At 44.5% G+C, this 19,488-nt stretch carries 15 protein-coding genes; 10 read left to right on the top strand and 5 right to left on the bottom strand.

The features are described from left to right. Positions 1 to 15 precede the first annotated feature (15 nt). Together LC454_RS23970 and LC454_RS23965 are read left to right on the top strand one after the other, a co-directional pair. Positions 16 to 1,125, top strand: a complete 1,110-nt coding sequence (locus tag LC454_RS23970; protein WP_223584979.1) for an efflux RND transporter periplasmic adaptor subunit — start codon at positions 16 to 18, stop codon at positions 1,123 to 1,125. 120 nt (positions 1,126 to 1,245) lie between these two features. Next, positions 1,246 to 1,629, top strand: coding sequence for a YidH family protein (locus LC454_RS23965; protein ID WP_223584978.1), 384 nt, complete (start codon positions 1,246 to 1,248; stop codon positions 1,627 to 1,629). 50 nt (positions 1,630 to 1,679) lie between these two features. Here LC454_RS23965 and LC454_RS23960 read toward each other — a convergent pair whose 3' ends face one another. The 4 genes from LC454_RS23960 to LC454_RS23945 form a co-directional block, all read right to left on the bottom strand. Next, on the bottom strand, positions 1,680 to 3,164 hold the full coding sequence (locus tag LC454_RS23960; RefSeq protein ID WP_223584977.1) for a DHA2 family efflux MFS transporter permease subunit: 1,485 nt from the start codon (positions 3,162 to 3,164) through the stop codon (positions 1,680 to 1,682). Positions 3,165 to 3,241: 77 nt separating this feature from the next. Next, complete coding sequence (locus LC454_RS23955) at positions 3,242 to 4,153, bottom strand: helix-turn-helix domain-containing protein (protein WP_223584976.1); 912 nt, start codon at positions 4,151 to 4,153, stop codon at positions 3,242 to 3,244. A gap of 64 nt (positions 4,154 to 4,217) precedes the next feature. Beyond that, positions 4,218 to 5,021, bottom strand: a complete 804-nt coding sequence (locus LC454_RS23950) for an SDR family oxidoreductase (RefSeq protein ID WP_223584975.1) — start codon at positions 5,019 to 5,021, stop codon at positions 4,218 to 4,220. 513 nt (positions 5,022 to 5,534) lie between these two features. Beyond that, positions 5,535 to 6,953 (bottom strand): SDR family oxidoreductase, encoded by a 1,419-nt coding sequence (locus LC454_RS23945; protein ID WP_223584974.1) that lies wholly within the window; start codon positions 6,951 to 6,953, stop codon positions 5,535 to 5,537. A 470-nt stretch (positions 6,954 to 7,423) separates the two neighbouring features. Here LC454_RS23945 and LC454_RS23940 point away from each other — a divergent pair, with 470 nt between their 5' ends. Further along, positions 7,424 to 7,684, top strand: a complete 261-nt coding sequence (locus LC454_RS23940) for a hypothetical protein (protein WP_223584973.1) — start codon at positions 7,424 to 7,426, stop codon at positions 7,682 to 7,684. A gap of 322 nt (positions 7,685 to 8,006) precedes the next feature. On the opposite strand, the gene LC454_RS23935 is transcribed toward LC454_RS23940, so the two are convergent. Continuing rightward, positions 8,007 to 8,711, bottom strand: coding sequence for an NUDIX hydrolase (locus tag LC454_RS23935; RefSeq protein ID WP_223584972.1), 705 nt, complete (start codon positions 8,709 to 8,711; stop codon positions 8,007 to 8,009). A gap of 259 nt (positions 8,712 to 8,970) precedes the next feature. Here LC454_RS23935 and LC454_RS23930 point away from each other — a divergent pair, with 259 nt between their 5' ends. From LC454_RS23930 to LC454_RS23900, 7 genes are all read left to right on the top strand, one after another. Then, entirely contained in the window at positions 8,971 to 10,659 is a 1,689-nt protein-coding gene (locus tag LC454_RS23930; protein ID WP_223584971.1) for a ribulokinase, read from the top strand. Between the two features lie 16 nt (positions 10,660 to 10,675). Next, positions 10,676 to 11,368, top strand: a complete 693-nt coding sequence (locus tag LC454_RS23925; RefSeq protein WP_410528670.1) for an L-ribulose-5-phosphate 4-epimerase — start codon at positions 10,676 to 10,678, stop codon at positions 11,366 to 11,368. A 42-nt stretch (positions 11,369 to 11,410) separates the two neighbouring features. Then, positions 11,411 to 12,913, top strand: a complete 1,503-nt coding sequence (araA, locus tag LC454_RS23920) for an L-arabinose isomerase (protein ID WP_223584969.1) — start codon at positions 11,411 to 11,413, stop codon at positions 12,911 to 12,913. A 73-nt stretch (positions 12,914 to 12,986) separates the two neighbouring features. Continuing rightward, the gene (locus LC454_RS23915; protein ID WP_223584968.1) at positions 12,987 to 14,687 is read left to right on the top strand and encodes a sodium:solute symporter family transporter; all 1,701 of its coding nucleotides are present in this window, start codon (positions 12,987 to 12,989) and stop codon (positions 14,685 to 14,687) included. A gap of 101 nt (positions 14,688 to 14,788) precedes the next feature. Next, entirely contained in the window at positions 14,789 to 15,937 is a 1,149-nt protein-coding gene (locus tag LC454_RS23910) for an aldose epimerase family protein (protein ID WP_223584967.1), read from the top strand. Between the two features lie 10 nt (positions 15,938 to 15,947). Continuing rightward, on the top strand, positions 15,948 to 17,492 hold the full coding sequence (locus LC454_RS23905) for an alpha-N-arabinofuranosidase (RefSeq protein ID WP_223584966.1): 1,545 nt from the start codon (positions 15,948 to 15,950) through the stop codon (positions 17,490 to 17,492). A gap of 7 nt (positions 17,493 to 17,499) precedes the next feature. Then, on the top strand, positions 17,500 to 19,482 hold the full coding sequence (locus LC454_RS23900) for an alpha-L-arabinofuranosidase C-terminal domain-containing protein (RefSeq protein ID WP_223584965.1): 1,983 nt from the start codon (positions 17,500 to 17,502) through the stop codon (positions 19,480 to 19,482). The last annotated feature ends 6 nt before the right edge of the window (positions 19,483 to 19,488 follow it).

Here is a 19,488-nt window from a genome sequence, read left to right as displayed (position 1 = left end):
AGACACAATTGAGTAATGAATAAGAAAATTAAACGGATGAAAAAAATAGGCTATTTATTATTTTTGACAGGCTTACTTTCCGCTTGCGGTCACACCGAAAAGCCGATTGACCTGACGCCGAAAAATCCGGCTAAGGCCAGTACCTATCAGACAACAGTCATACAAGAGAAAGTCATGTCCAGCAGTGTGCGTTTACCCGGTAAGCTCAAACCCTTTAATGAGGTAAATATATATGCCAAAATGAACAGCTTTGTTAAGCATATCTTCGTGGACAGAGGAGCGGTTGTCAAAAAGGGGCAGCTGCTGATGCAGCTGGAGGCACCAGAAATGCTTGCTGCGGTACAGGCCGCGCATTCACGTTTTGTGCAGGCACAGGAGACCGCTTCTGCGAGTAAGGATAAATATATAAGGCTCAAAAATGCCGCACAGGAGGAAGGGGCAGTATCGCCGCTTGATCTGGACAATGCGCTATCAAAGATGAAAGCTGACGAAGCGGTAGCCATGTCGGAAAAAGCGAATGTGGAAGAAGTTGAAATGTTGCAATCTTACCTGAATATCAAAGCGCCATTCAATGGTGTCATCGTGCAGCGTAACGTTTCTGAAGGAGCACTGGTGGGACCGGGAAAAGGAAATGATCAACCCCTGTTGATCCTGCAGGATCTCAATAAATTACGGTTGGAAGTGCAGATCCCCGAGACCTATGTCGATAAAGTAGACCTCTCGAAAAAGGTCGCTTATCGTTTTAATAACACCCCGAATAAGGTGTTTGAAGGGATGATAGCCCGTTCAGCAAATTCGTTGGGTGCCATGCAGTCCGAAGCGATAGAGGTCGATGTCGCCAACTCAGATAACAAACTCAAACCCGGTTTATACTGTGAGGTCGATATTCCATTGTCTGCCGGAGCCAATTCTTTATTGGTGCCATCCAATAGTATTGTACGTTCGACAGAAAGGCAGTATGTGATTCAGCTCATAGATGGCAAGACACATTTTGTGGATATCAAAGAAGGGGTATCCACGCATGATTCTACCGAAGTTTTTGGTAAGCTGAACAGGAGTGATCAGATCTTGCTGCATGCCAATGACGAAATCAAAGAAGGAGTCAAACTTCCCTTGGATAAGTAGGTATACTGTCCATTTTTTTAGATGAAAGGTCTTTCCGGACCTTTCATTTTCTTCATAGTAATCTATTCAGTCAATTTTTTAAAATCCCTAACTTAGTTATTGAACAAAATTTATTTTTATATGGCAAATAGTATTGTGCAAAAAAAAGTGAGTGACCACCTTGCTAACGAAAGGACATTTTTGGCGTGGATCCGAACAAGCCTCGGCATAATGGGCTTTGGATTTGTGGTTGTTAAGTTTTCGCTCTTTATTCGTCAGATCGAGTTGGTTCTGAAAACCGGAGCAGTCCCACAATCACATCATGGATATTCGGGCGTTGTGGGTGTAACCATTGTGATTATCGGTGCATTGACAGTCATATTGGCCTTCTTTAAGTACCGTAAAACAAATAGGCAAATCGAAGATGAAAATTTTGCTCAGGGCTCCTTCGGGATTACCATTACAGCAGTACTGATTTTTATTATCGGGATTATTTTGAGCTGGTATCTTATAGATAGTTTATAATGTCTTATTGATCCGACCTGAGGAATAGTCCAAAATTTTGTTGATCTAAGCTAAGCGGCTTTCTGGATTTCTTTGGTTGAGGGCAGTCCCCTTAAATTACGTCCGTCGCTCGGTTTAATTTTGAAATATTCGATTAAGGATAGCAAGGATAAAGCGGCAATTAACTGCAAGGCCAAACTAAAATCCCGCATCTGATAAACGCTGTCCTGATAATAACTGCTTGCCAGGTGAAGTGTTACTGCTCCTAAGGCGATACCCATACCAAGCGCCATTTGCTGCGCGGTGTTATACAATGTATTCGCGTTGCTCATCTGTTCATTTGGCACGTCTGCGTAGGCCAGGGTATTTAAGCTTGTAAATTGGAGTGACCGTGTAAGGCCTGAGAAAAAGAACACAATCGCCACAAGCCAGATCGGTGTTTGTATTGAAAGCAGGGAAAGTCCAGCGGTTACAAGTGTTAAAATAATACCGTTTCCAATTAAGACCTTACGGAAGTCAAATTTTCGTGTGATCCACATGGCTACGGGTTTCATACTCATACTACCCAACATATTGGCCATATAGAGTAGACCTGCATGAAATGGGCTCAGTCCAAAACCCAACTGTAACATAAGGGGCAATATAAAGGGCGCGACATTGATCACCATTCGGGTGATCGAGCCTGAATATACCGTAACCCGGAACGTTTTTACTTTGAGAATACGATAATCAATCAAAGGATACTTGATGCGTTTGGAGTGCCAGACTGCAACTGCCATTAGCGCAAAGCTTGTTGCAATAGTCACAAGTGGTTTTGTATAATTGCCTTTGGCTGCGCCGATCATTTCAGTACCCAGCATGATTCCGGCAAGACCGATACCGCTGATAAAAAAACCGATAATATCAAGCGGACGGCTATTTTCTGAGTCCATGGCTGGAATAAATTTATTTACTGCCCACAGCGCAAATATGCCGAATGGTATATTGATAAAGAAAATCCAGTGCCAGCTAAAATACGTCGTAAAAAATCCGCCCAGCACGGGACCGATAATAGGTCCCAATAGCCCAGCCCAGGCAATATAACCGATCGCTTCGACCAGATCTTTCTTTTCGGTATGCTTGAGCACGATGAGACGACCTACTGGTACCATGAGTGCCCCGGCTGTACCCTGGCAAATACGTGCTATGACAAATGCTGTTAAGTTGGTACTTAGTCCACATGCGATTGAAGAAAGTATGAATCCCATAATTGCCAAATTGAAAACTTTTTTTGCGCCATAGCGGTCGGCAATCCAGCCGCTGATCGGAATAAATACGGCTAACATGACGGTGTAGGAGGTAATGCCCGCACTGAGCTGTACAACATTACTCTCAAAATCATGTGCCATTTTGGGTAAGGCCGTCGATATCGCCGTGGTGTCAAGCATCTCCATAAGCAGTGTGCCACCTACAATGAGCGATATGATGCGTGATTCTTTCTTCATTCTGCTCTTCTTAAATCCCGAACGGGAGACATTTGCGACAAAAGTAAGCCTATCTAAAAAAAGAAAAGTCATATAAAGGCAATTAAAAGTAGATTAATCTGGCCATTAAATACAGGAACAGGAAATCGAGTTGGATGGCTGAGGAGCGGTCAATTAAAAGATTGTCTGAACACTAGAGGGGAAACATTGGTTTTTTTCTTAAACAACTTATTGAACGATTGTGGATGTTCAAAACCGAGTTGGTAGGCAATTTCTGCCACGGAAAGACTTGTCGCCGTGAGTTTTTCCTTGGCTTCTTCAATTAACTTATCGTGAATATGCTGTTGTGTGTTTTTACCGGTAACTGAACGTAGTAAATCGCTTAAATAACGTGCTGATACATGAAGGCTTTCTGCTAAATGTTCTACAGTCGGAAGCCCTTGTTTTAATGTTTCTTCGCTGTCGAAATAATCATCGAGCAATTTTTCCAATTGTGTCAGCAGCGCATGGTTAACCGCTTTTCGTGTGATAAATTGACGCTCATAGAAACGGTTGCTGTATTGCAAGAGCATTTCAATTTGCGACAAAATAATACCTTGAGTATGTTTGTCGATATGCTGATATTCTCTTTCGATTTTAAGAAAAATCTCTATAATGTCTCTTTCTTCCCGTTCGGAAAGATGTAATGCTTCATTAAGCGCATACGAAAAGAAATTGTAGTTTTTTATTTTGGTGGCTAGTGGGTGTGTATACAAAAAATCAGGGTGAAATAGGAGCATGTAACCTTTTCCGCATTCGACATTCATCTTTCTGATTTCAGCAATCGTCAAAGATTGGACCTGCTTGGGAGCAATAAAGTTCATTGTTCCTTTGTCGAAATCGTAATAGTGTTGTCCGTATTTTAATTTTGCAGTAACATCTTTTTTAAGTGAAATACTATAGAAATTCACGTAGAACTGCTCCCAAATGTCGCTTTCATCGGGTTTGATTCCAGATACATCAATGACACTTACCAGTGGATGTAATGGGGCGGGCAAGGACAATTGCCTATGAAATTCGGATATGGAATTGATACTATGCATCCTGTTTTTGTTTTACAAATTTACAAAAAACAACTGCCCGGAGAGACAGTTGCTCTTTTAAAAATTATGCCTCAAATTGTTTTGCGATTTCTTGCCTGAAGGCTTCTTTCCCGATTTGTAGTCGTCTTTCATAGAGCGCATGTGCATCTTCGCCTGCCAGATAACGTATTTGATCTTTATTGTCCGTTGCAGCTTCATACACCACTTGGGCAATTTGCTCGGCCGTGGATGCATTTTGCATCATCAGACCCATTTGTTCGAACAGTTTGTCTTCAATGTCCTGATAGTCGGAAGTTCGGTTCATATCCAAAGAACGGCCAGCAAAATCTGTTGCTATTCCGCCCGGAGCAACTGTTTTGATTGCTATTCCAAACTTTTTCAATTCAAAGGACATGCTTTCGCTCCAGCCCTCCAAAGCGAATTTTGTCGCATGATACATGGAATGTAGCGGGAATCCCATAAATCCACCAATTGATGTGGTCGAAATAAATAAACCACTTTTCTGTGCTTTAAAATGGGGAATAAATGCTTGTGTAACGCGCAATACCCCCAACAGATTCGTGTTGATCTGGCGAAGTATTTTTTCGTCACTCAATGTTTCAAACGCTCCCATTAACCCATAACCCGCATTATTGAAAACGACATCAATTTTGCTTAAAGAGATTGCTTTTGCTACAGTTTCTTTGATCTGGGCAGGATCGGTAACATCTAATTTTAATAGTGTAATGTTTTCGATCTCGGTAAGTTCGGTTTCATTTTCGGGATTTCGCATGGTTGCGATCACATTCCAACCCGCCTGTTGAAATAGTTTGGCAGTTGCTTTTCCCAGACCGGAAGAAGCTCCTGTAATGAAAATTGTCTTTTGCATCGTGTTATTGTTTGATTCCATACCACAAATGTCTAAAGAAGGCGTAGGGTATCTGTTTCCAAATTGAGCTTGATTGTAGCCAAAATGACGCATGCTTTATTTGTTGACTAAATGCCCTCCATTACCCTGTTGCCATGACCTTGTGGAAGGGTGCATATTAACGTATCGTAAAACATTTTACCCGTGCCGGCATGAGTCTACCATTCGGGTCTTGTGGATGGTAGATACCGTATTCAATAAAGTAATTGCCATCCGACTCTTCGCTAAGCGCATCAGCTATGGCAGTAATAACACGTTCCTGATCCTGTTCTAAGATGGACGCAATAGCGGTCGATAGCTCCAGTTGCTCCTCATTGGCTAAACCAAACCATAATTTTAACGTCGCTGTTCTTTGTGCCGATCAGTACCAGGCTTTTAAACCCGTCCAACGAGTTGATAAAATTAGCACGATATCTTCTCTCAAATGCAGCAATTGCGTTTTCATTATACATCATAGTATATGAATTCTTATTTTTAAGTTGTAGCGATCCTGTTGATCATGCCCCTGAATATGAAGCCATGGAAGGGCCATACAGCGTACCAATATAGCCTTCCGGCGATGCCCAGGGGCCTAAAGGTCGCCGTCTGTATCAGGACATTATCTTCGATTTTAAATTCTAACCAGGCCTCGCCCGGGAGCTTCATCTCCGCATAAAGCAGTAGTCTTTTCGCTTTTCTATCTGCGATCAGTACGCGCCAAAAATCAAGTGCATCGCCTGCTGCAAGATCGCTTTTATTTTTTCGTCCCCTTCGCATGCCCACGCCACCGACCAATTGATCCATAAACCCACGGATTTTCCAGAGCCAATTGCCATAATACCAGCCAGAATTTCCCCCAATGGACCAGATTTTGGTCAATGATGCGTCACTATTTTGGAGCGAAGCCTTACGGATATCCTTAAAGCAACCATAACTGGGCACTTCAAGTAGCCTGGTGAGCCCTCCCGATAAAATTTTACTGGTCTGTGCGTCTTTCCAGCTCGACACAACATTGTCGCTTTCAATTTTTTGAAAAGCTAATTGTATGGATCCTCTATAATTGATCAACTTAATACCGAGTTCGTCCACTAGATTATTTGGTTTACAGATTACTTCGACCTTCATGCTGTCGACCAGGTTTTTGGCCAGGTTATAGGAAGTCGAAGTAACAAAATAAAGCCAGTAGGATGAGAGCCTCGGCGTCATGAGCGGAATAATATAGATCTTTCGCCTAAGTTTTCGTTCGGCAGCATATTGCAGCAGCATCTCTTTATAGCTCAGGATGTCTGGACCACCGATATCATAGCTTTTGTTAAATGTATGTGGGTTAGCGATTACACCGATCATAAATTCGATCACATTGCGTATGGCGATAGGTTGACATTTGGTTTGCAACCATTTGGGTGTAATCATAATGGGGAGTTTTTCCACCAGATCTCGTATGATCTCGAACGAGGCGCTTCCAGAGCCAACGATGATGCCCGCGCGCAGGGTAGTGATAGGAATCCGCCCGTCGGCCAATATGCTTTCAACATTCCTCCTCGAGTCGAGATGTTTTGATAATCGGTCTGAATTAATTATTCCGCTCAGATATATGATCTGTTGCGTGTTGGTTTTTTCAATAATGTTTCTGAAGTTGTTAGCGCATTCGGCTTCCATCTGCTGGAAATCACCGGATTGGGTTGCCATAGAATGGATCAGGAAATAGGCTATATCAATTCCAAGCGGAATATTTTTTAAACTTTCTTTATCCAGGAAGTCGACTTCAATAACTTGAACATGGTCCGAGATTGCCGATGGATAAAAACGATCCTTATCCCTTACACAACAAATAACGTCGTGTCCCTGTTCCAACAACACAGGTAAAAGACGTTTTCCGATATACCCTGTAACACCGGTTAAGAGAATTCTCATATCCTGAATTGTTTATTGCCGCCATCAATTTTTTAATACATAAATATACTAAAAACATATTTATTACGAGCTATTTTAGTTTAAATATATTCTAATTTAGAATATATCCAGTTCAGGTTTACTGGCCTACAGTCCGCGGATTCTTGAACTGTTTTTGTAAAGAAAGGGGGAAATGGTAAATTGCCATTAAACACAAGAATAGGACATCGAAAGAACCGCAGGCGAAAGGCCAATTAAACAATTGTCCGAACCTTAGAGGTGAAACATTGTACAAAAATCAAAGTCGGAAAAAAGATGACAGATTATCATTTTTTTACAGAAAAGATGATAGATTTTGGCACGATTATTTATTGATATTCGTTATAAAAAGTATAAAATGTTGATCTGATTTTCGCTCGATTAATATACTTTTCATTGTATTCGTATTGGCGTAATTGTTATATTTTAAAAATTTTAGAAGGTTTATATTTATGCAAGGCACATTTGACAGTGTAAACGGAGAGCAGCATCGTTCACAGGTGTTCCGTTTAACTTACAAAGGACAGGATTACCAACTGGTGTTGTTGAAAAAGTCTTTATCAAAGCTCGATACGGAGTTGCCAATTTTGCTTGATGGAATTGATCAAAAATTAGTAAAAAGAGGAGACAACTGGTTTTTCGAAAATATGCATTCGGATCAGCACTTTGCGACCGAGATTTGGCGTAATTTATCACTTCGATATCGCCTCTAATGCCAAAATTTAATTTTTCTCAAGATACGGAAGGCTTTTATGAATTTGATATTAGCCTGTAGCCATCTTTCTTCTAAATTCAAGTGGCGAAACCACTGCGAATAGACCAGCAACAGGTCTATAAAACTGACAATGGCATCTTGGCTATGGCTGTCAATCGGACTTTCATATTCGCTTAAAATCCCTTTTCCGATATTTCGGATATGCTCTTTTTCACGGTCGGACAGAAAAAGAGCTTCAGATACCGAACGAAAGCTTGAACAATTATAAATGAATAAAAAAGGACTCGTATCAACAGCGGACTTGCCACTGTTTTACCGGATTAGTTTTCGGGAAACCAGCTTGGTAAATAGCGCAAAAACGACATGATTTTTTCCTTATATATGGCTGTATTCAATTTAAAATAAAAAGCGCCTTTTTTGGAATTTTCCTTGTCCTTTTCATCCAATTTGATAATGAGATCCGAAGAAAGCAACTTGCGGCTAAAATTGCGTTTATCAAATTCGATATTGTATACCCCCTCGTATAAAGCTGCAATCTGGGGAATGGTAAATTTCTCTGGCAATAATTCAAATAGAATAGGATAGAGCGCTGCTTTCATTCGCAGTCGATGCTGTGCGGAAGCAATCATCTGGTCGTGATCGAAGATTAAAGTCGGATAGTTTTGTAATGGAAACCATTTTGCCTCATACTCCTCGCTTAAAATATGTGTATATTTTTGCGTATCTATCAGCGCAAAATAACAGATACTGACAACCCGGCTATTGGGCTCACGTTTTGGATCACCAAAAACACTGCACTGTTCCATGTATACATTTTCAAGTCCCGTCAGTTTTTTTAACACCCTGCTGGCAGCTAGTTCAGGACTTTCGTCCGGTTGAACAAAACCTCCCATCAAACTCCATTTGTTTCGCTCCGGCTCAAAATCCCGTTTTATCAGTAATACCTGCAGGGATTCGCCATTAAACCCAAAGATGATACAATCTACTGCTAAAAGGATTGCTGAGTCTTCTCTATAATATTCCATTGTTTATTGTTTTGTCTCTCTTTTGCTTTGATCGATTTATTTGATCAAACTTAAAACCTTGTACCTATCACCCTCGGATTTAACCTATTTCGATGAGATGAAGATAGTTCAATTTTTTAAATATGAAAATTTTCTTTCATATTTAAAAAAATAAATGTTAATTTGACACTAATTATTTTTAGGCCCATTATCCAACTGGACAAACGCCAAAAAATAAGCTTTAAATCGAATTATAGATTATAAACCAAATTCAGTTAAAATGAGTAAATCATATGTCATCGGGATAGATTATGGCAGCGATTCTGTCCGTGCAGTCTTGGTTGATGCAAGTTGTGGGGCGGAGATTTCGTCTTCCGTATTTTATTATCCGCGTTGGAAAAGGGGTGAGTTTTGTGATGCTGCGCTCAGCCAGTTCAGACAGCACCCCCTGGATTACATCGAGGGCCTGGAAGCTACTGTAAAAGATTGTTTACAAAAATCCGGGATACAAAATATAGGGGAGCTGGTCAAAGCAATTTCGGTGGACACCACGGGTTCCACACCAGTTGCTGTGAATGAAGCGGGTGTGCCGCTGGCATTACTGGCGGAGTTCAAGGATAATCCCAATGCCATGTTCATCCTCTGGAAAGATCATACCGCTGTCAAGGAGGCCAAAGAGATTAATCGGTACAACCAACGCGATGCTTTTGATTACCTGAAATACGTAGGGGGCGTTTATTCTTCGGAGTGGTTCTGGGCCAAATTGCTCCATACCTTTAGAGTGGATCCGCAGGTGCGCCAAGCAACATTTAGCTGGGTGGAACACTGTGATTATATTCCTTTTTTGTTAACGGGTGGAAAACAGGCTAGCGCCATTAAGCGTAGTGTCTGTGCTGCTGGGCACAAGTCGCTCTGGGCTGCTGAATTTGGTGGCCTACCTCCCAATGAATTCTTCGCCGGCATTGACCCCCTGTTGGACGGCTTCGTCGATCGCCTGTTTTCAGAAACCTACACTTCGGATAGGCCGGCGGGAAGCCTTTCTCCGGAATGGGCTGAGCGTTTGGGTCTTTCCACCTCCGTTGTCGTTGGTGTGGGCGCATTCGATTGCCATATGGGTGCCGTAGGTGGGCAGATTGAACCTTATTACCTGAGCAAAGTGATGGGAACATCCACCTGCGATATGCTGGTTGCCCCAAAAGAAGATGTGAAGGGGGTATTGGTAAAGGGTATCTGTGGTCAGGTGGACGGTTCCATCATCCCCGGAATGATTGGCATGGAGGCTGGTCAGTCTGCTTTTGGAGATGCCTATGCCTGGTTAAAGCAGTTGCTCTTATGGCCAACATACAATCTGATACCAGAGATGGAGGGACTTAGCGATACGATGCGTGAAAATATGCTGGCGACACTGGAAGACAAATTGTTGTTGCGATTAAGTGAAAAGGCGAGCAAATTGCCACTAACTGCGGATTCGGAACTGGCGGTAGACTGGCTCAATGGCCGTAGGACTCCGGATGCGGATCAGTCGCTCAAAGCGGCAATCATGGGATTGCAGCTCGGTACCGATGCTCCGGCTATCTTCAGGGCAATTGCAGAGGCGACCTGCTTTGGCGCCAAAGCGATCGTGGAGCGCTTTGTGGATCAGGGGATCCCAATAAAGGGCCTGATCGGACTTGGTGGCGTAGCCAAAAAATCGCCTTTTATTATGCAGATGATGGCCAATGTAATGAATATGCCGATTCGTATCCATAAAAGCGAGCAGACCTGTGCACTTGGTGCTGCCATGTTTGCAGCCACCGCTGCCGGATTATATGATCGGGTAGAGGATGCTATGAAAGCCATGGGGCAGGGCTTTGAATGCACTTATGAACCGCAGGAAAAATGGGTGCCCCGCTATGCCGAACGTTATGAAAAATATAAAGCCCTTGGTGCTTTTGTAGAAAGTAGTGTATCACTACCTGTTACTGTTTAACCACAAAATGAGTAGTATGTATAATTCAATTAAAGAAGAGGCTTATCGCTGCAATATGCAGCTGCCGCAGTTGGGGCTCGTGCTTTTTACATTTGGAAATGTGAGCGTTGTCGACCGTCAGCAAGGTGTTTTTGCGATTAAACCCAGTGGTGTGCCCTACGAAGAGTTGTCTCCCGAACTGATGGTGGTGGTAGACTTTGACGGACAGGTAATCGAAGGCAAACTTAGGCCTTCATCAGATACAAAGACACATGCGGTGCTGTATAAGCATTGGCCGGATATCGGCGGCATCACCCATACCCATTCTACATATGCCACTGCCTGGGCGCAAAGCCAAAGGGATATACCCATTTTCGGGACGACGCATGCCGATCACTTAACATCGGATATTCCCTGCGCGCCGCCGATGGATGATGAGATGATTGCTGGCAATTATGAACATGAAACGGGCTTTCAGATCATCAATCACTTCAATCAGCAACAACTGGATTATAAGGAAGTGGAAATGATCCTTGTCGGAAATCATGCGCCATTTGCCTGGGGTAAGGATGGAATGAAGTCTGTTTACAACAGTGCAGTATTGGAACAGGTGGCCAAAATGGCCTGGCTGACCGAGCAGATTAACCCCAAGGCTGGACGGTTGAAGCCGGCATTGATCAAAAAACATTATGAGCGCAAACACGGTACTAATGCCTACTATGGCCAGTAGCCTGTTGTTTGACAAAATCTATAACGAAACTAATATTGAAAAATGAATATCGATTTAAAAGAACTCGAGGTCTGGTTTGTCGTTGGCAGCCAGGATCTATACGGTGAAGAAACATTAAAACAGGTCGCAGCACATGCAGAAGAAATTGCACATTATCTGAATGACCAGACCCTGATTCCGGTAACGGTGAAGTATAAACCCATCGTAAAAAATACGGATGAAATCTATGCGACGCTAACGGCTGCAAATAGCACAGCAAATTGTATCGGTATCATCACCTGGATGCATACATTTTCCCCGGCGAAAATGTGGATACGGGGTTTAAAGGCATTGCAAAAGCCGTTGTTGCATCTCCATACACAGTACAACCGCGACATTCCATGGAGTGGCATTGATATGGATTTTATGAATTTAAATCAGAGTGCACACGGTGACCGTGAATTTGGACATATCGTCAGCCGCCTCAAAATAGGACGGAAAGTCGTCACAGGGCATTGGCAGGATGCGGAGGTGCTCCAGCGGATCAATGTCTGGTGCCGGGCGGCAGCGGGTTGGCATGATTGGCAGGGAGCCAAATTTGCACGCTTCGGCGATAATATGCGCTACGTGGCGGTGACGGATGGCGACAAGGTTGAAGCGGAAACACAATTTGGTTTTTCGGTCAATACCTATGCCGTTGGGGATCTGGTCGAGGTCATCAACGCCAGTACGGCCGATGAAATCAATGCTTTACTAGCGGAGTATGAGGCCAATTATGAACTGGCGGATAATGTGAAGGCGGGTGCTGAATTCCATGATAATCTGGTCGAGGCGGCTAAGATTGAGGTGGGGCTGCGCAAGTTTTTGAAACAGGGGAACTTTAAGGGCTTTACAGATACTTTTGAGGATCTGCACGGGATGGTTCAGCTTCCGGGACTGGCGGTACAGCGCCTGATGGCTGAAGGATACGGTTTTGCAGGTGAAGGGGACTGGAAGACGCCGGCATTGGTAAGGGCTTGTAAGGTCATGGGAGCGGGCATGGCTGGAACTACCGCCTTCATGGAGGATTATACCTACCATTTTGACCCGCAGAATGCCATGGTGTTGGGCTCGCATATGCTGGAGGTAGACCCTGCACTGGCTGTCGGAAAACCACGTATTGAGGTTCACCCACTGGGTATCGGCGGCAAAGCGGATCCTGCCCGCCTGGTTTTCAATGGTCAATCTGGCGATGCCTTGAATGCTTCGCTTGTGGATATGGGAACACATTTCCGTTTGATCGTCAATAAGGTATTGGGCGTAGAGGTGCAGGCCGAACTGCCAAAGCTTCCCGTTGCACGTGTGCTGTGGAAGCCGCTTCCGGATATGAAAACGGGCTGCAGTGCCTGGATCCTTGCCGGTGGAGCGCATCATACGGCGTATAGCTTATGCTTAACACCGGAATACCTGCAAGATTTTGCCCGTATGGCCGGAATAGAATATGTACTGATCGACGAGGATACCACGGTGGCAAAACTCGAAAATCAATTGAAATGGAATGACCTTTATTATTTACTTGCTAAATAATAGAGACAAGTGATCTTCGGGTACCTGAATGCTATCCGAAGGTCGCTTAGCAATACAACCAATTAGGGAAAATATGGAAAAATTTGCAATGGTAGACTACGTGATCTTCGTGGTTTACTTCTTCATTGTGGCGGGATATGGTTATTATATCTATCGTCAAAAAAACAATAGCTTAAGCAGCAGTAAGGATTATTTTTTGGCCGAAGGTTCATTGACCTGGTGGGCAATCGGCTCCTCCTTGATTGCATCGAATATTTCGGCGGAACAGTTTATTGGCATGAGTGGCAATGGATTTGAAGTGGGCATTGCTGTGGCGGCCTACGAACTGATCGCTGCTGTCGCACTCATCATTGTCGCGGTGTGGTTTATACCAGTGTATCTGAAAAACAAGATATTCACGATGCCACAATTTTTAAATAATCGATACAACGAGACGACCAGCTTGATCATGGCTATTTTCTGGCTGTTTTTATATGTATTTGTCAATCTCACATCGATTTTATATCTGGGTGCGATAGCCATTTCGAGTATGGCCGGAGGTGGGGACAGTTTCCATACCATCACCGTTGCCCTCGCCGTATTTGCTGTCATCATTACGCTTGGCGGAATGCGTGTTATTGGCTTTACCGATGTCATTCAGGTAGTGGTATTGATTGTCGGTGGTATCGCGACGACTTATGTCGCGCTGACCCTGGTGAGCGAGCATTTTGGATTGGGCAAGGATGTGCTTGCTGGATTTAATAAGCTGATGGAAGACGCTCCGGAGCATTTTAACCTGTTTGTGGCCAAACCGGGAGCCGGGGCCAGTCAAGAGGAAATCAATAAGTATCTGATGCTACCGGGAGTCGGAATGTACCTGGCAGGGATATGGATCGTCAACCTCAATTACTGGGGCTGCAATCAGTATATCACGCAACGGGCCTTGGGTGCCGATCTAAAGACCGCGCGCACTGGGATTCTCTTTGCGGGTTTTCTCAAGCTGTTTATGCCCATCATTGTGATGCTCCCGGGGATTGCGGCTTACGTCCTCTATAAAAATGGGGCCTTGCAGCAGGAGATGGCTCCAGGCGGTGTATTCCATGCAGATAATGCATATTCAGCGATATTGGGCTACCTGCCCAATGGAATGAAGGGACTTGCGCTGGCGGCGCTAACAGCAGCTATTGTAGCTGGATTGGCGGGAAAGGCTAACAGCATCGCAACGATCTTTACCCTCGACATCTATAAGAAATACATCCGTAAGGATGCCAGTGAAACAAAGATGGTCTGGGTAGGCAAAATCACGATCGTTGTTTCGATTTTACTTTCGGTATTATTTACCTGGAATGATAGCCTGGGAATCGGGGGTGCCGGTGGATTTACATTTATCCAAAAGTATACAGGGTTTATCAGTCCCGGCGTTTTCGCAATGTTTTTACTGGGCATGTTCTGGAAAAGAACGACTGGTGCAGCGGCGATCACCGGCCTGATTGCAGGTTTCGCCCTGTCTGTATTTTTTAATGAGTTCGCAACGAAGGTATTTGGTCCCGAAACATGGATCTATACAGCTTACCCAAATAAAGCGGGCGTTTATGAGATCCCTTTCCAGATCTGTATGGGACTGGCATTTGCCTTTACCATGTTGGCTATGATCGGCGTCAGTTTATTCGGCCCGAAAATCAATCCAAAAGCATTTGTCTTGGATCGTTCAATGTTTAAAGTGGAGCCATCGGTACTTGCACTGATCGTGGTAACACTATTGATGGTAACCGCAATATATGTTCGTTTTTGGTAGGATAAGGTATGCTGTTGAATAATTAATCCATTTATACACCTTCTCCTGGGTTAACGAGGAGAAAATCCATCGGAAAGATGGAATTAAAACCTGAATAATTAATGAAAGATAAAATGATTATTGGTCTGTTAGCCTGCGCTTTATTGACCTACGGCTGCCAATCCAATTCAACAAAAAATAATCCGCAGCATGCTGGGCTGGATACCGCCGCAAGCCATGCTTTTGATAGCCGGATAGATGGAAAGGATGTCCGTTTATACCTCTTGAAGAACAATAAACTAGCCGTGACGCTGACAAATTATGGTGCACGTTTGGTAAGTCTTAGCGTTCCCGAGAAGAATGGAAAAATGACTGATGTGATATTGGGTTACGATTCGGCGAAAGAATATAAGGACAATGCAGATAATTTTTACGGCGCGATAGTCGGGCGCTATGGTAACCGTATCGGTAAAGCTACTTTTACACTGAACGGTACAACTTATGCGCTGGAAAAAAACGATGGCGATAATTCGCTACATGGCGGCACCAATGGTGTATACAACAAGGTGTGGGATGTGGTCAACAATAGTGATACTTCAATTACCTTGGCATATACATCTCCGGATCAGGAGGCTGGATATCCGGGAACGGTCAAGATGCAGGTCACTTATACACTGGAAGAAAATGGTGGTCTGGACATTGCCTATCAGGCTACGACGGATAAAGAGACTGTTTTAAATCTGACCAATCACGCTTATTTTAACCTCAATGGTGCCGGTGATCCGTCCATCCTGGATCATGAGCTGCAGATTGATGCCAAAGCGATCACGGAAGTGGACAACACGCTGATTCCTACAGGAAAAAGCTTGCCTGTATCGGGTACGGCATTTGATTTTACAAAACCACGGCTCATGGGCGCCCATATTGAAGATGAGAACGCGCAGCTGAAGATCGGAAAGGGGTATGATCATAATTTTGAGCTCGACAAGAATGCTGGTTTTCAGAAAGTCGCCACGGTGTACGCCTCTAAAACAGGTATTCAAATGGATATTTTCACGACCGAACCTGGACTTCAGTTCTACAGCGGCAACTTTATGACTGCGGATGATCCGAAGGGAAAAGCCGGAAAAAGCTATCCTTTCCGCTCGGCTTTCTGCCTGGAAACGCAGCATTTTCCAGATGCTCCAAACCACCCCAATTTTGCATCAACGGTATTAAAACCTGGCGAAAAGTATAGTTCAAAAACAGCATATCGTTTTACGGTGAAATAAAATTCTCTTTATGATGAAACTAAATTTAAAACTAGGAATTGCTTTCATGCTGATCAGTGGAGTGATCCATGGGCAGAGTAGCATGAAACTGGAACGTTCGGCGCAGGAATTTACGATCAGCAAACATATTTACGGCCATTTTGCCGAACACCTGGGACGCTGTATTTATGATGGTTTTTATGTGGGAGAAAAGAATGACTCGATTCCGCATGCCAATGGCGTGCGGACGGATGTCATCGAAGCCCTCAAGAACCTGAATATCCCCAACCTGCGTTGGCCCGGTGGCTGTTTTGCGGATACCTACCATTGGAAGGATGGAATAGGTCCTAAGGAGCAGCGTCCAACCATGGTCAACAATTGGTGGGGCGGGGTGACCGAGGACAATTCATTTGGCACCCATGATTTTCTGAACATGTGCGAACTGCTGGGGGCTGAACCGTATCTGGCCGGAAATGTGGGCAGCGGCGAGGTGCAGGAGCTTGCCGATTGGGTGCAATATGTAAATTTTGCCGGCAAAAGTCCCATGTCGGACTGGCGGCGCAAGAATGGGCGCCAAGAGCCCTGGAAGGTGAAATTCTGGGGCGTAGGAAATGAATCATGGGGTTGTGGCGGCAATATGACCGTGGATTACTATACGGATATCTACCGCAAGTACGCTACGTTTATGTCTGACTGGACCAACGGAGCTGGACTGTACCGAATTGCCTCCGGGGCGAACAGTGCGGATTATAACTGGACGGAAACGCTCCTTAAAAATATTCCAGGCAGCTTGATGAAGGGGATGGGGCTGCATCATTATGCGGTGATCAATTGGGACAAAAAAGGTTCAGCAACAGATTTTTCGGAAGCGGAATATTTTAAAACCATGAAGTCCGCCTGGTTTATGAATGAACTGGTCGAGAAGAACATCGCCATTATGGACAAATATGATCCGAAAGGAAATATTGATTTGATCGTGGATGAATGGGGTGGTTGGTATGAAGTCGAACCGGGTACAAATCCGGGCTTTCTGTATCAACAAAATACCATGCGCGATGCCATGATTGCAGGAATGACCCTCAATATTTTCAATAATCACGCCCGGCGTGTGAAAATGGCCAACCTTGCTCAAGCGATCAATGTATTGCAGGCGGTAATCTTGACAGAAGGTAAAAGCATGGTGCTGACACCGACTTATCATGTCATGGAGATGTATAAGATACATCAGGATGCGAAATTGATCCCGATTACATTGCAGTCGACAGATTTTGAATTTAACAACGAGAGAATTCCGGCGGTATCGGCATCGGCATCACAGGATGCGAAAGGGCGCATACATATTTCCCTCGTGAATATTGATCCTAAAAAAACGAATAAGATTCGTGTGGACCTGGGCGGACTGAAAGCTTCGAAAATCACAGGAAGAATCTTACGCGCCGACAAGCTGCAGGATTACAACTCATTCAAGGTGCCCTCAAAAATTGCACCCTCGGCCTATAACAAGGCGAAGGTTCAAAATGGGCTTGTGGATATAGAGATCCCGGCATTTTCCGTGATTGTATTGGAGCTTAATTAAAATTGAGATGAAGCAAATTAGACGGATGAAAAAAAAGATTTCGATGTTGCTCTTGGCAACGGGCCTGGCAGCTTCGGCAAGCGCACAATTGCCGGTTGAATTGAATATACAGCTGGATAACCCCAAAGGCAAGATATCACCGCATATGTGGGGTGTGTTTTTTGAAGATATTAACATGGGGGCAGATGGTGGAATCTATGCTGAGCTGGTCAAAAATAGATCCTTTGAATTTGACAACCCCTGGATGGGCTGGAAAAAACTGGAACATGCTTCAAGTGAGGGGGCTTACCTCTTGCTTAATGATCAGCAACGCAAGGGCAATAAGCGATATGTAAGATTAACGAATAGTGCGGGCAGCAAGCTGGGCTTACAAAATGAGGGCTTTCGGGGCATGGGCATCAAAGCGGGTGCTACGTATGAATTCAGTCTGCAGCATAGAAGTAATGCCCCTGGCTTACAGGTCCACGTGGCGCTAATGGACGAAGGGGACCAAGTGATCGCTGAAGCGCAACGGCCACTGCATGCGACAGCAGCATGGTCTGAGACTGCGCTGAGACTGCAGGCTACAGCCACGACGGGTAAGGCAAAACTAAAGATATGGTTTACGGGCGAGGGGACAGTGGATGTCGATATGCTATCGCTATTCCCTCTGGATACCTGGAAGGGGCGACCGAAAGGGCTGCGTAAAGATATGGTCCAGATGCTGGCAGATATGAAGCCTGGATTTATCCGCTTCCCCGGCGGCTGTATTGTCGAGGGCAGGGATCTGGCCAACAGGTTCCAGTGGAAAAAAACCGTGGGTCCGATCGATGAACGCGAATTGATCATCAATCGCTGGAACACGGAATTTAACCACCGTTTGACGCCGGATTATTTTCAGACATTTGGACTTGGATTTTATGAGTATTTCTTATTGGCTGAAGATATTGGGGCGGCGCCGGTTCCGATTCTCAATTGCGGCATGGCCTGTCAGTTTAATAGTGGCGAACTGGTGCCGATGGACCAGCTCGACGAATATGTACAGGATGCGCTGGATCTGATTGAATTTGCAAATGGATCAACAGCGACCAAATGGGGTAAGCTACGTGCGGATATGGGCCACCCCCAACCCTTTAACCTCAAGATGATCGGTGTGGGCAACGAAAACTGGGGCCCGCAATACATTGAACGTCTTGCGGTCTTCAAGAAAGCGTTAAATGCAAAGCATCCCGAGATCGCGATTATAGCGAGTTCAGGAACGGATCCGGAAGGTGAGCGTTTTGAATTTCTGGACGATAAACTGCGGGCGATGCATATTGACATCATCGATGAACATTACTACCGACCACCGTCCTGGTTCCTGTCCAGTGCCAGCCGCTACGACAATTATGATCGCAAGGGCGCGAAGATTTTCGCAGGTGAATATGCCTCACATACCACCAGACCCAATGGTCCCGGAAAAAGCACTTGGGAGGCTGCGCTTTCCGAAGCGGCATTTATGACTGGTCTCGAACGCAACGGCGATGTTGTTGAGATGGCATCTTATGCGCCCTTATTCGGACATGTGGATGGTTGGCAATGGTCGCCGGATTTGATTTGGGTGGATAATCTCCAGGTTTATGGAACTCCTAGCTATCAGGTGCAGAAATTATATTCTACGCACAAAGGCTCGGATATTATTTCGGTTCACAGGGATGGTCAGCCCGTTGCAGGAAGGGATAGTTTGTACGCTTCGGCGGTATACGACCAAAATACGAAGGAACTGCTGATCAAAATCGTCAATTACAACAGCAAGCCGATGCCTTTGCGTTTCGCCATCGCGACCGACAGAAAATTTGCACAGGTTGCCCAAAAAATCAGCCTCGCCAACAAGGATCTTAATGTCAGCAACAGCATCGAAGAACCATTGAATATACAGCCAAAGCAAACGGATATCAGGTTTAAAGGCAAGACACTCACAGACAGTCTCGCACCATATTCGTTTACCCTGATTAAACTTCAAACCAAATAGTAGTTA

It is taken from the genome of Sphingobacterium sp. GVS05A (assembly GCF_019969845.1).
In the GTDB taxonomy this organism is placed as follows: domain Bacteria; phylum Bacteroidota; class Bacteroidia; order Sphingobacteriales; family Sphingobacteriaceae; genus Sphingobacterium.
Note: the sequence above shows the minus strand (reverse complement) of the source record. Positions and strands in the feature narration are given on the sequence as shown.